The sequence below is a fragment of the Lentzea nigeriaca genome (genome assembly GCF_016907955.1).
Taxonomy (GTDB): Bacteria; Actinomycetota; Actinomycetes; order Mycobacteriales; family Pseudonocardiaceae; genus Lentzea; species Lentzea nigeriaca.
This window is the reverse complement of sequence record NZ_JAFBCX010000001.1, coordinates 1-13,869: the sequence shown is the minus strand read 5'-3', so window position 1 is coordinate 13,869 and position 13,869 is coordinate 1. Positions and strand designations below refer to the sequence as shown.

Annotated in this window: 8 protein-coding genes; 1 reads left to right on the top strand and 7 read right to left on the bottom strand. The window is 64.5% G+C overall.

The window, feature by feature from the left end; all coding sequences use genetic code 11:
• Positions 1-15: 15 nt before the first annotated feature.
• The 6 genes from JOD27_RS00040 to JOD27_RS00015 all read right to left on the bottom strand — a co-directional run bounded on the left by JOD27_RS00040 (position 16) and on the right by JOD27_RS00015 (position 8,731).
• On the bottom strand, positions 16-1,518 hold the full coding sequence (locus JOD27_RS00040; RefSeq protein WP_204760035.1) for a hypothetical protein: 1,503 nt from the start codon (positions 1,516-1,518) through the stop codon (positions 16-18).
• A 58-nt stretch (positions 1,519-1,576) separates the two neighbouring features.
• Positions 1,577-4,993 carry a DEAD/DEAH box helicase gene (locus JOD27_RS00035; protein ID WP_204760034.1) on the bottom strand — a complete coding sequence of 1,139 codons (3,417 nt, stop codon included), beginning with the start codon at positions 4,991-4,993 and terminating at the stop codon, positions 1,577-1,579.
• Positions 4,990-6,366, bottom strand: a complete 1,377-nt coding sequence (locus JOD27_RS00030) for a protein kinase domain-containing protein (RefSeq protein ID WP_204760033.1) — start codon at positions 6,364-6,366, stop codon at positions 4,990-4,992. Before JOD27_RS00030 ends, JOD27_RS00035 begins: the two co-directional genes overlap by 4 nt.
• A 55-nt stretch (positions 6,367-6,421) precedes the next feature.
• Complete coding sequence (locus JOD27_RS00025; protein ID WP_204760032.1) at positions 6,422-7,102, bottom strand: vWA domain-containing protein; 681 nt, start codon at positions 7,100-7,102, stop codon at positions 6,422-6,424.
• 436 nt (positions 7,103-7,538) lie between these two features.
• A complete protein-coding gene (locus JOD27_RS00020) occupies positions 7,539-8,219 on the bottom strand; it encodes a hypothetical protein (RefSeq protein WP_204760031.1) in 681 nt (226 codons plus the stop codon).
• Positions 8,216-8,731 (bottom strand): hypothetical protein, encoded by a 516-nt coding sequence (locus tag JOD27_RS00015; protein ID WP_204760030.1) that lies wholly within the window; start codon positions 8,729-8,731, stop codon positions 8,216-8,218. Before JOD27_RS00015 ends, JOD27_RS00020 begins: the two co-directional genes overlap by 4 nt.
• A gap of 477 nt (positions 8,732-9,208) precedes the next feature.
• On the opposite strand from JOD27_RS00015, the gene JOD27_RS00010 reads away from it, so the two are divergent.
• Positions 9,209-10,996 carry a DUF262 domain-containing protein gene (locus tag JOD27_RS00010; RefSeq protein WP_204760029.1) on the top strand — a complete coding sequence of 596 codons (1,788 nt, stop codon included), beginning with the start codon at positions 9,209-9,211 and terminating at the stop codon, positions 10,994-10,996.
• A 236-nt stretch (positions 10,997-11,232) separates the two neighbouring features.
• Here the strand turns inward: JOD27_RS00010 and JOD27_RS00005 are convergent, their stop codons facing one another.
• Positions 11,233-13,632 carry a GIY-YIG nuclease family protein gene (locus JOD27_RS00005; RefSeq protein WP_204760028.1) on the bottom strand — a complete coding sequence of 800 codons (2,400 nt, stop codon included), beginning with the start codon at positions 13,630-13,632 and terminating at the stop codon, positions 11,233-11,235.
• Positions 13,633-13,869: the final 237 nt, after the last annotated feature.

Here is a 13,869-nt window from a genome sequence, read left to right as displayed (position 1 = left end):
TGGAACAGCTCCGTTTCAGTAGATCTCGGGTGGGAGTTGGAGGGCGGCGCGGGCGGCCTCCATCGCCAGGCTCACGCTCCACTCGGTGCTGCCGATAGCAGCCAGGTCACGATCCGCGTGGGACCCGCTGTTGCGCAGCTTTCCGAGCGCGACGAGGTCCGTGGGTAGATTCGGGCACTGCTTGGCGAGGTCGCGCAGCGGATGACCACTCACGTGCGGGCTCAACGGATCCGCGGCGCTGACGATCGCCCAGCACAGCAGTTCCCAAACCTTGGTGCTATCCCCGATCTTGGGTGGCCCGGACAGGAGAGTCGTGACGGAGCCTTTGTATTCCACTGGAAGATGGTTGAAACCCAGATCGGTGGCCAGCTCGATCAAGACCTCCCAGGCTTGGCTCTTCACGACCTTCTCGAACTGCCCGCGGACATCGCGCCTGAGCTCCCCGGCGGGCCGTCCCGACCATTCGACCGGCGGAGGCAAGACGGCGATGAAGCGTCGCAACAAGTACTCGTACAGCCGATACGCCTCCCGACGCACCGCCTCTGCCGCGGACGCCGAGTCGTTCCTTCCCGCTTGCTCGTGCACGTTCTTGAGCAGGTCGAAGGTCTGCGGATGGGTGAACAAACCTTCCCCGAGCCGGTGCACCAGATCGGCTTCGACGTGGTCGGCCCAGTCCAGCGACGCGGCCCGCAGCCGTTCCTGCAGCCGCATGGCCTCCTCGGACCGGACGTCGGCGAGCCAGGAAGCGAACCGCTCGTCGGAGCTGCTGCGCACCCGCAACAGCTGACGGAGCATCGGACTGCGGCCGAGACCGAACGGGTCGGGTGGGTCTTCACCGCCCACGAGCGAGCCGCTGACGTTGAGGGAGCACAGCAGGTACTCCAGCCGCGGTTCACCTATGTCGACTACCCGATGCACCTCCGGCAGGTACTCGAAGCGCTCCACCTCCGAAAGCTCCTCCTCGGCGTGGACACCGAACAGGTCCGGCAGCTCCCCCTGCGCTTTCTCCCCGCGGTGCTTCGTCGCTGTCACACGGTGTCGCGCGATCGCATTGATGACTGCCTCCGGGCGGGGAGGCCACGTCACCGGCTTCGCGCAGTGGACCACGGTCGCAGCGATCACGCGCGGCGCGCCGCGCCGGCCCAGCCGGACGCTCATGAGCCCGTCGCGTTCGGCCTCGACCGGCCGGAAGTAGAGCTCTCTGGCCGAACGTGGCCAAAGCTCACCGGAGAACGCGTCCTGGAAGACGTGGGTCACCAGTAGCTCAGGTGTTTCCGCGAGCTGCCCGCTGCGGTGCACCTGACGTCCTGCCGCGGTGAGCTCGCGCGCGCCGGTGAGCCTTCCGCTGTCGATCATCTGCTCGACGATGTGCTCGCACAGCTCGATGTGCAGACCAGTGTGGTCCGCAAGTGAATCGCTGCGGCGGACGCCCGCCTCGCACAGTGCCAGGATGACCCGTTCGAAGATGTCGATCTTGCGGATCACCTGGGTGGGCGCGGTCACTCGGTACACGAGCACCGGCCACAGGAGGAACTCGGCTTCATCGCCAGGCTCATGGTGTACCAGGACGGTGCGGTTATCGAGTCGCACGGGGCACCCCCGCCGGCCGGACCAGGCCCGCCGCGTCATCGCGGCACAGTCGCCAGAAGTTGGTCAGGCGCTGGACTTCTGGTGGCGCCAATCCTTCTTTGACCATCGCCTCGTCTCCCACCACGATCAGCAACTTCTTCTGCCTGCTCGTTGCGACGCACAGCCGATTAGGGGACAGAACGTGCCCGTACCGGCGGCTGATCGTGCTGTGCCGATCGTTGGGGCCCGGAATCGGACTGGACCGTGTAAGCGACAGCAGCACCACGTCGAACTGCTTGCCTTGAAAGGCATCCACGGTGCCGATCTGGACCCGGTCCACCCGCTCGCCCGCGCTGTTGCGAGCGGCCGCCCCCAGCGGCTGCCACCCGCTGTCAGTCCGCTCCACCAACCCGAGGAGAACCAACTCCGCGACGATGAGCTGTACCTGGTGCGAGTAGAAACTGATCACACCGAAGGTGAGATCGCGGTCGGCCTCGACCAACCTGGCGAGTTCCGCTGCGACCACTATGGCTTCGGCTGGTCGGCTCTTGCTCATGCGTCCCTGTTCTCCGCCGCGCTCGTGGGGAACGTCCAGCCATGCGGCGCAAACCTCCTCGTACCCAGGCAACGAGTGAGCGAAGTCCCCGGCTGGCCGGGGCGACTTCAGAGCCGATTCGTAAAAGGTGTCGCTGACGTACTTCCCGAGCACGGGATGCATCCGATACTGCGCGTTGAGGGTGCACGCCCGTGGCGATTCCTCGTTGCTGAACAGCCGGAAGAGACGCTCGAACAGACTCTCCTCCATCAGGGCCGCCCACTCCTGCTCACGGAGTTTGAGCTCGCGCTCGACATCAGGTTCGAGCATGTGCGGCAACTGCTTATGGTCGCCGACAAGCACGATCCTTCGAGCCGCCATGGACAGAGGGATGATCAGGTCAAGTGGATTGGCCCTGGCCGCCTCATCGACGATAACGGTGTCGAACTCGACGCGGGCGTCGTGCTCCCGCTGCCCGAGCTGCTTGGCCTCGCGGATTTTTCGCGAGTCCGCCTGCTGGCAAGTCGTGCCGACTGACGTCGTGTAAAGGCTGAGCGTCGCCAGCACCGACTCCGGGTCACTGTTCAGGTCTTCCAGGTAGTCGAGCAACGCGGTCTGCACACCCAACGCGGGCGTGCGGGCATGCTCGGCCAAGTCCCGGCGGATGTCCTGGAACAGTTCGAGCACATCCTCGCGAGCCGTAGGCCGGGCAAGCGTCGTCGCCCCGCCACCTAGCAGGTCGAGCAGGCGCCCTCTGGCGTCAGCAAGCTCGTCGAGGAAGTCCGGTGTGGTATCGGTGATCCACTCCGAGGCGCGCCGCACGACGGCGACGATGTCCGGGTCAAGCTCGGCGAACTCGGGAGTATCCAGCAGCAACGACAGCTTCATCGCCATCGCCGCGCCGTCGTCCCCGAACGACACCGGCAGATAGCGCAGCGCCATGACGGCGCGGCGCATGCTCTCCACATGTGACGACGAACCCAGTGCCGCGGACTGACGCACCGATGACAAGCTGTTGCTCAGGTCATCCAGCCGACGGGCGACATCGTCCGAGACCAGGCCTGCCACCTGTGCACGCAATCCGTCGAGCAACTTCGCGGTGTCGAGTGCGCTGAGCGGCGCGATGCGATACGCAGTGGCGGCACGGGCCACCGCCCTTGTGGCCTCGGCGAGGCCACCGTCCGGGCTCTGACCGAGGCGGAGCCGAAGGTGCTCCACCGCGTCACGGCGCCACGTCTCGAGGTGCGTGGTCGACCCGCGGTCCTGCGAGTCGAGCTTCATGGCGGGCAGGTCCCACACCTTGGTCCGCTCGACCAGGTTGTCGACCGCCGCGTGTTGATAGCTGGTCAGCATCATGCTGCGGCTCATGACCGCAGTCGACCGGCCGAGCTCGGCCAACCGCACCTGGAGCGCCGCGATCAGCTCCGTCTTCCCGGTCCCGGGAGGACCCTGGATCACGGCGAAGTCCGGAGTGTTCACTGCGATGTCCAGGGCTCGCTCCTGCGCGTCGTTGAGCTCCCCGTCGAAGACCTTGCGGACGCCTTGGCTGATCGCCGGCTGCGACCGGCGTCGTGGGCCTCGCTTCGGGTCTCCCTCCAGCACGGCGAGCAGGTTGTCCATCGGGTTCAAGCCGCGGCGCACGCGCTCGATCGCGCGTTGCCGGCGCTGAAGCCTGCGGTAGTCGCCGCGGAAGGACTTGAAGAGAAATCCGGCGTGCGGCAGGTCGTCTGGGTTCCCGTCGTAGTCGTCGGAGGTGGAGTCGGCCCGCGACAACATCTTCAGTTCGATGAACCGCCCTGGGACGTCAACGCGGTACACCTCGCCGATCGGTTGCCTGCGCTGGAGTTCATGCTGGAGCAACCCCTCCGTCACCGCTCCCGACGGACCGCCGAGAACCGCCGGCTTCACCTCGCTGGCCTCCATCTGCACGGGATCGGAGTCCCGGAGGCCTGCGAGGTGGTGGAGCAGCGCCAAATCGTTGTTGGGTGCAATCTCGAAGCGGACGATGCCGAGGCTGGAGTCCAGCCGTCGCCGCGACGAGTACTCCAGGTACCCCAGCGTGCGGACCTCTCTCAGGGCCTGCTCATCTTCGATTCGTTGATACTCCTCCCACCGCCGCAGGAAGGATTGGCCGGGCGCGGTGTTGCCGAGCCTGGTGATCCGGGCGCGAAGGTCTTGCTTGAGTTCGGTGGCTGTGGACCTGTCCATCAGACGCAAGTCCACATGCAGGAGCACCAGTCCCGTGTCGCGACCGGCGCTGACGCGGCGCACCCTCGTGATCCACCACTCGCCCTGCCGTTGGTCGAGAAAGGCCTCGAAGTCACGTCCGCGCAGTACGCAGGCGACCGGCGAACTCCAATCTCCTGTCGTTTGTGCAGTGGCGACGACGCGATTGGGTGCCGGCTCGCCAGGTGCGGCGGGCAGCAACAGCTGTTTGGTCAGCCAGTCGACCGCCTCTGTGGGGGTCCTGCCGCTGCCGAGGTCGTACGCACTGGTGATCGCGGCGTCGGTGACACCCGCGGTCAGGGGCTCCCACAGATGAACCGCGCGGAAGCGGTGCACTCGGATCTGCAGGCGCTGCTCACCGTGCCGCTGGGCGGACATGAGCTTGTGCACCACCGCGACCATGGCGCCAGAGCCACCCGTCACCTGCCTCAAGATCGCATCTGACCTGGAGTCGCAGGCCCGCGTCGGCCACTCCGCGATCAGAGTGCGATCAGATCCGAAGATCGCTGCGGTGGTGCCGATGCCGTCGTCGGACAGCAGGACTTCACAGTGCTGAAGCTGCACTGAGTCCAGGCGTTCCGCCGGACCTGTGATCCAGAAGAAATCAGCCTCACCACTGAGGTTGTCGGCGAGGGTCTGCGGCACAGTGAGGCTTGGCTTCATCGGACCTCCCTCGGATCACGGCTGACGCGGAACACGGTGTGAAGTTCGTCGGGATGGCCGAAGTGGACGTCCCACGCACCGGACGCGCCGTGTGGCAGCGGCCTGCGTTCGGACCGCTTGAGGGTGATGGACCTGGAGTGCTCGCGGTTAACCAGCACGACTGGGTGATGTCCGATCCGGCGCACCTCGACATCGTCGTGGTCGTGCCAGACCAGCTCGGCAACCGGTTCACCGGGACTCACCGGCGACACCGCGTGCCCCCGGTCCAGAACCAGCAGCGCGCGCCGAGCGTCGACCGCGAACGCCTTGCCGCGGGTGAGCACGACGATGTGGGAGAGCGCGACCAGACCCGCCACGGGATCAGGTGCGGCGGCGTGACGCGGCATGTGAGCCATCATGTGCGCGAACATCAACGGAGGCCTGCCTTCACCGCACCACGAACAGGTTCGATCGAAGGCATAGGCCGTATTGCCGCAACCAGAGCACAAGTAGGTGAAGTCAGCGGCCCGCAGCAGCTGGTCACGCCACTCGGCTGCCGTGGGACGTTTCGCCGGGTCGTCGAGACCAGCTTCGAATGCCTGGCCCGCCAGCCGCTTCAACGCACCGGTGAGTACCAGATCGCGCGACATGCCCTTGGACAGCTTGTTCCTGTGGTCAGTGGGGTGGTAGATCCACGGCAGACCGCCGCTGTAGGCCTTGTCAGCCAGCGCCGAGTCGTACCGAACGGCATCCCCGTCGAACGGGTGGTTGTTCACCAGGACTCGGAACACGATCAGCGCTAATGAGAACAAGTCGCTGAGTGTGTCGTTGGCCCGCTCGCCGCGAACCACCTCCGGCGCTCCGAAGCCTCGCGTGTGCAGGGAGTGCGCCGAGCGATCGGACTCCGCGCTGAGGTTGTCAGGATCGATCAGCCAGATGTGGTCGTAGGCAGCGGAGCGAGGAACGAGGACGTTCGCCGGCGACAGGTCGCAGTAGGCCATGGCCTTGGAGTGCAGCCGGTGCAGAGCATCGGCCATGTTGGCCAGAACGACCAATCGCCGCCGCAGCCCCCCAGTGTCGCGGTACCAGGCGCGGTGGTCACCGGTCTTGGGGAATGTAAACAGACTTCCCAGGGAGACCATGTCCTCCAGCAGCTCCATGATGTAGCCAGGAGGCCCGTCAATCAGAGCTTGAGGCGTGGCCAGGGGAATGCCGTGCAGGTCGGTCCGAGCGATCTGGCGGAGGCGGGCGCGCAACTCGTCACGCGCGGCTGAATCCGCGGACCTGAGGAACTTGGCTGCAGCGCGGCCGCCCTCCAACGACCAGACCTCTCCCTGGCCTCCGCTGCCGATCCTCTCCTGGAGCACGAACTCGTTCTGCAGCTCATCGCGCACTCGAACACCTGGGGCGAGAACAACTTTGCTGTTGTCAGCCGTGTGAAACGTCATTTCAGTCGACGAGCCCTCGCAGATCTTCCACGTCAAGCGCGCTCAGGTCGTCCGGCCGAGTGCTGCGTACCCTCGTGGAAATCGTCCTGGTCACACCTCGGAAGAAAACGGACAGCTTCTCCACTTCCTCAGCGCGCACCACGGGGTAGGCAGGGTTGGCCACGAAAGCAGCGAGAACCCGCTGCGACTCGGCGTCCGCGTCCGAACCGATCGACACCGCGAGCCGGAGCGCCTGGCCCGCCTTGGTGTCGAGAAGTTGCCGAAGCTGCTGCTCCCACGGATCGGTCGGCTTCCCGTCGGACACGAGCACCAGCGTTGGGAGGTACGCGTCGCGCGGTAGGAACTTTTCGTCCCCCAGCAGTTCCGCAAGTAGAGCGAAGGCCTCACCCATCGGCGTCCGGCCGTCGGCGCCGAGCTTGCCCCACTTCACCTCCGAAATGGGCGTGGGTGCCAGGTGCACGCCGGCACCGGTGTGCGAGAAGGCGATGACCGCGAGCGTGACCTCGGCGGTGCTGCTCTCCTCGACGGCGAGCGTGCGCACCATCGTCTCGATGGCCGCGTTCAGGGTCTCGATCTTGTTGTCCTGGCCCATGCTGCCGCTGGCGTCGGCGAGGACCACCACGGGTAGCGGACGCGGTCGCTGGACTCCGAAGAACGGCGAGTCCGTGTCAGTGTCGTACAAAATCCTGCTTCTCCAGGTGCTCTTGCCGCCTCGGTCCGACCCGTGCGGAACAGGTCAGGATCCAAGACCGCATCCGATTCAACAATCCTACGAATGGGCTAACATGAACGCGCGGAGGGCTCACATTCCACTCCAGGAAATCTCCTCCGGGCCCGCGCTTGCATGGCCCTCAACCTGCCAGACCGCCGCGAAGCACCAGCCGCCGTCCAGAGAGACTCAATTTCATGGTTCACCATGACACCTGACAGCGAATTCCATGAACATCTGAGTGTCCAACCCGCTCCAACCCGGCCGCAGCACACTTGAGCCCACCCTTGCCGCAGAAGATCCACTGCCAGAAGTCCAGGCGGACCCCAAGAACAGGCCAAGTAGCAAGCGCGACGGCTCCCCCATCAACGCCAACAGCTCCAGGCGATCACGGACGAAACCAGGCGATTCAGATTCGCAAGCGAGGGTTATGCTTGCTGACGTGGTCACGGAACGCCATACGAATAGTAGAGCGCAGATGATCAAGTTGCGGAGCAGTCGGAACGACGTGATGCTCCCACCCCTCACCGCGATGACTGAGATATCTGACCACACTGTCAGAACTCGTGTTCGTGACGAATACCGAGGCAGTCTTACCTAGATCATCAGCGAGTCCAACAAAGCCTCGGGCCTGCCCCAGGGGAAGATGGCCGACGTAGTGTTTACATTCGATCGCCAGTACACACTTGCGAGTTCTGGGCAACATGCCGGTGCGGCGACATTCATCGGCTTCGTCGCCATGCAAAACCAGCACATCACATTCATGAGAGACCCGCGAGTTCCCCTGCACGAAAACGCCAACATGCACTTCGAGCGCTGGCGTGCCAGCGAACTGCACAACGGCGTGCGTATAGGGCCGAGTGGTTGAGTGCAGGCGGCCTGGACTGGTGCGGAACACCAGATCGCCCGTGGCACGCTTGCGCACGTCCTCGTAATGCACTACCGCCCCGGCTTCTGCAGCGGTAGCCACAACCAACGAAAACACGAAGCCCTCGTAGACGTCATTGGCGGCCGATGCACTGCTGTACGAGACGGTATGCACGCCGAGCGTCGCCCTCAGCTCGGACAAAAGGTCGCCAACCCTGGTCACGACTCAACCTCTCCCCGAAGGTCATCGAGCAACCGCTTGATCTTCGCCTGCTGTAGCCGACTTTCCTCGGAGGCATTAACCAATTGCTTTTCCGACCCAATGACGTCCATATCAGGTTCGAATGTGACCCGCTGAACCGAAGCAACTTTATCAGTAGATATGTCCGACAGGCGAGAGAGCGTATCCTGTTCGATTAGTGGTAGCTCGACCAGCACTCTCCGCAGTGCCTCGAGGAGAGTAAGCACTCGCTCCCTAACAGTCCAAGGCCTGTTCACGACTGCCGCGGACGTGCGACTTGAACCAGGTTTCACACTCTTCAGTGCAGGTGCATTCACGTCAAACGCCGACCAGCTGTCGACGCGCTCCTTCGACAGAAAGTCCTCTTCTGACTGGTCCTCGGCGACGCCCTGCGCAACCATCTCATCTACTTGCGCCAGAACCCAGCCCAGCTGCGCTTCAGTCGCAATGCCCCGCAGCTCGGCTTCCAGTTGAACCAGTTCTGTCTGATCCACTAAGCCCCCTCACCAGCTGATGCTCGCTCAGTCGTACCATCAATCTCGCGTACATGCAGTCGATTACACGATCAAGGCGGTCAGCCGATGCCTGACGAGCCGACCACGGCCTGGCGCGGCGATCCACGCCGGCAGGTCACGGGAGCGAAGAGCAGTGGTGCACCTTGCACTTCTCGTGAACAAATGCCGCGGATCCTCCTTGCGGTAGCGCTCGATCACTGTGGTACACGGGATGATGCCGCCCGATCCATGATCACCTCGGTCTATCGCAGACACATCACGCCCAACCACCGCCCGCTGGACACGCTGTACCCAGCACTGCATGCATCGCGCTGAACCGGACCACCGTTATCTCAAGCCTGAGCATCTGCTCATCAAGCGAGCCACCAACGTGATCCGGATGCCTGCGAGGCACTGAAACCTTTTCTGCTTGCCTCGCGATAGAGCTCTCGACACCGCCGCAAGTCAGGAGATCACATGGGTGTTGAGGCCTTCGGCATCGAGAAGGAGTTCCTCAAGGATCTGCTCACGCAGGTGGACAAGGGCGAGGCGAAGCTCCCTGAGTTTCAACGCGGTTGGGTGTGGCCTGACCGCAACATCGCCAGCCTCATCGCCTCGATCTCCCTCGGCTACCCGGCCGGCACGGTGATGATGTTGAAGCACGGTGGCGACGTCCGCTTCAAGACCAGAGCTGTGGAAGGCGCACCTGCCACCGCCTCCACTCCCGACCGCCTCATCCTGGACGGCCAGCAGCGCCTGACCTCGCTGTACCAATCGCTGTTCCGCAACGAGCCGGTGGAGACCCACGACAGCCGCGGCAAGCCCGTCCGCGGCTGGTTCTACATCGACATGCACAAGGCGCTGCTCGGTGACGCCGAGCGCGAAGAGGCCGTGGTCTTCGTCCCGGAGAGCAAGATCCGCGTGGACTTCCGCGGCCAAGCATTGCTCGACCTCTCCACGCCGGCGTTGGAGTACTCGGAACGGATGTTCCCGTGCGCCGCGGTGTTCAACTCGATGCAGTGGATGATGGGCTTCGTCCAGCACTCCCCGGAGCAACAAGGCGACAACCTCCAGCTGTGGAGCCACTTCCACGAGGCCGTCGTCAAGCGGTTCGAGCAGTACCAGCTTCCGGTGATCGAACTGGGCAAGAGCACACCCCGCCAAGCGGTGTGCCAGGTCTTCGAGAAGGTCAACACCGGCGGCGTGACGCTGACCGTCTTCGAGCTGCTGACGGCGACGTTCGCAGCGGACGACTTCGACCTCCGGCAAGACTGGATGGACCGGCAAACGCAATGGACGGGCGGGAAGTACCCGATCCTGGCCGAGGTCGCCAACACCGACTTTCTCCAGGCGGTGACTCTGCTCGGCACGTACGAACGCCACCGGGCGGCCATTGAGTCCGGGCGCGATGAGACCAACGCTCCACGCATCGGGTGCCGGCGAACTGACATGCTCAACCTCACCCTGGCCGAGTACCGCAAGTGGGCGCCAACCGTCACCGCCGGCTTGAAGACAGCCGCGCAGTTCCTGCACTCCCAGCACATCTTCGACACCCGCTTCCTCCCCTACGGCAGCCAGCTCATCCCGCTGTCGGCTGCCTTCGCGCTGCTGGGTACCAAGGCCGATACCGTCGGCGCGCGGCAGAAGATCTCCCGCTGGTACTGGTCTGGAGTCTTCGGAGAGCTCTACGGCGGCACGACCGAGACCCGCTTCGCACGCGACCTTCCCGAGCTCGTCGCGTGGGTGACCGGCCACGGGACCGAGCCGAGGACTGTGCAGGAAGCGCAGTTCTTCTCCAGCCGCCTCTGGACACTGCGCACCCGCGGCTCCGCGGCGTACAAGGGCCTCTACGCCCTGCTCCTGCAGGACGGACCCGTCGACTGGGGCACCGGATCCGACATGTCCGACGAGAACTACTTCGACAACGCGGTCGACATCCACCACGTCTTCCCCAAAGCCTGGTGCGAGAAGCAGGGCATACCCTCCGCCGACTACAACTCGATCCTCAACAAGACACCGTTGACCGCCCGCACGAATCGGATCATCGGCGGACGGGCACCGTCCGCGTACCTACGTGGCCTGGCCAAGAGCGCCGAGACAACACCCGAGCAAGTCGACCTCAACGTGCGATCACACAAGATCTCTCCCGCGGCCCTGCGCACCGACGACTTCCGTGCGGCGATAACCGCCCGCGAGGTCGCGTTGCTTTCCTTGATCAGCGCCGCCATGGGCAAAGACGTGCAGGTCGACACGAACGTGAACTAGGTGATTGATTCCGTTTGGATCTTGGGCGGCGGGCGGCCCTGACACGCAAGAAGCTGGCTTTGTCCGACGCGGGCCGATCACCACGCGGGCCGTGCACACTGTCGACGCGAACTGCCGACTGGCGGTGCCGCTCCCGAAACATCCGAAGTCGACCAGGTGGCGTGCATACCCAGCACGGCGCCGAGACTCACTCGATCAAGCGAACCGTCTCGACGAGCGCTGTTAGCTGGCAACCGTCAGCGGCGATGACGGCGGGGCGACAGCTGTGTCAGCCAGTGCTCCGGCCCAGGTGGAAGTGTTGCCGGGCGAACCCAGTCATCTTCGAGATTGGGGTTGCGGGGTGCCCAGCTTCGGGGAGGACCCAGCGCGAGTACCTCGTGGACCGCAGCTGCGATGGTCGGGGACGCCGGCCGAATTACATGGTTGAGCAGCAGTGGCATGCCTTCGGAATCTGTCCTCAGGTTCCGGGTCCGGCAGGTGACTTGGCAAAAGTCCTGGATTTCGAAGACCACATTGGTGCAGAGGCCGGTGCCGTCCTGGTCTGACAGCCAGCTGAGTCGGTCGCCGGCCATGAGGCGTTCCCGGCCTATCAGCGTTCCGTTGGGTTCGGTGTTGTCCCGGTTGAGGAACGGTACCGGGTCCTCGTGCGCGCCAGGATCGTTGTCGCTCAGGCCACTGACATGTTGGGGGTTGGCGGTGACGTGAAGCTCGAGGATGTCGCCGTCCGTGTGCGCCTGCCAGATGTCGATGATCGACGCATCGGACAACAACTTCAAGAAGTCCGGGTAAGCCGTGACGACGAAGACCTGGTCGGCCTTCAGCGGCAACGTGACCCGGTCCCCCGCGCGCAGTCGGTGCACTACCGGTATTGGCTCCCAGCGGGCGATTCCCGTCACCAGCTCATGGCAGTACCGGATCGCTTCCTCCGCGGTTTGCTGGTCCACGCGGAAGAACTCGCGGTTCGCGGCCACCCGGTGGACCGCGAGCAGCCGATGGGCTGCTTGCTCCACCTCACGAGGGCGCGACGTGAGGGTGCGGTGCAGCACCTCGAACGGGAAGGGCACCGAGGTGTCGAACAGGTCGTCGGCCCGGTCTTCCGACAACAGCTCTGTGAAGCCGATCTTGACCATGCCGGGAATGGCTGGATTCCGCTGGACGTACACAAAACCGTTCTTGCAGGGCGCGTGCACCGCTGCTGGCACGGCGTGCGGGGACAAGTGCCCGCTCCTGCGTGCGACCGGGGCGAAGGTGGACACGGTCGCCGGAGGGTCCGTGGTTTCCACAGCGATTTCTCCCGCCGTACCTCCAGGCTCGGCGACCAGGAGCGAACGCGGGGACGGCCACGGTCGGAAGTGGTATCTCTCGACCTGCCACGGCGCGTCCCCGAACGACACGAGTCCGACGCTGTCGTCGGTCTCCCATCCGTCGGGCAAGAGATCCTTCAGCGCCTTTGACGCGACGTCGGTCAGGTAGTGCGCCAGCTCGCAATGAGCAGTGACGCGCAGCGTGCCCAGCAGAATCGGCGTCGGGTCGTCCTGCTCGTCATCAGCTTCACTGAGCACATCAATGCAAATGTCGCCCCGTCGGCCGATCACCAGCAACTCACCGGCATGCACCGGGTTCGTCAGGTCGAAGTTGAAGCAGGCACGCAGACCCGGTGAACTCGTCCGAGGTCGGCGGCAGATCAGCTGAAGGCGATCCGGTTCGGCCGGGTCACGTTCGAAGCCGAGAGGCAATGTTCCCTCGGCCAGAGCCGCGGTGGCAGCACGCACCTGGTCGCCGTTGCGCATGGTCATGGTCCACCAGGGCAGTGGCCCCCACATGCCATGCGCTGTGTCACAGCCGTGGAGCCCAGGCCCAGGTTCGCCGCCGCGCGACCAGTTCATCAAGGCCGCAACACACCAGTCCTCGAGGTGTTCCTGGTTGCTGCGTTCACGAAGCAGCTCACGTTCGAAGGTGCTCAGACCGTTGATCGCTGTCGTCACCCAGGAAATCTGATCCTCGATGATCTTCAGGGCGCGGGCCACTGGCCTGTGCAGGTCTCGGTCCACGCGGTCGTGTAGGTGACGCAGGTACCGCCGCGCCTGGGTGCTGTTGACCAGGTCGCCGCCGACAGTGAACAGGTGCTCGACCTGCGAGGCGTCGAACGGCAGGCGGTCTGCCCACCGCTCCCAGACCTGCTTGCCTGCAGAGTCCCCTGTGAGACCAAGCGCCGCGACATTGCCGACTCGGGCATCGGGCTCAGCCTTGAGCGTTGCCCACACATCTGGGTAGCCCTGCAACGGAGCAAGCGGACGAGACAAGCAGGCTTCGAACCAGTGGGCATCCTGGACACCCCAGCACCGCGCCAACTCTTTCCTGACTTGGGCGCGGGAGGCCAAACCGAGACGCCGCGACAACCAGATCTCCAGCAGGAACAGGTAAGTGCTTTCCGGGCTCCAGGAGCGAAGGCCGCTTCCAAGCGGACCGACCAAGCCGGTGATTCCGCCGTACTCAATCTGCCGACAGATCTTCGCCACCAAGTTGGCTAACTGCTCCGGCTCCGGTCCTGGTCCGACGAAGACAGGACTGTTCGTCAGCAACTGAACGATGTCGTCCTTTGAACGACCGCCAGTGGCGAGAGCAGCGATCCGCATGACTAGAAGCGCACGCACCAACGCCGGCTCGCCCAACACGGGAACGATCCCCGCCGGGTGGGTCTGCTGCACCGATAGTGACATCTGAGTTGGCTTGCCGTGATGGTGAGCTGGGAGGATGTCGCTGTGCCCAAGCCCTACCCCCCAGGAGTTCCGCGACGATGTCGTGCGGGTCGCCCGTGACCGCGAGCCCGGCGTAACCGTCGAGCAGATCGCCAAAGACTTCGGGGTCCACCC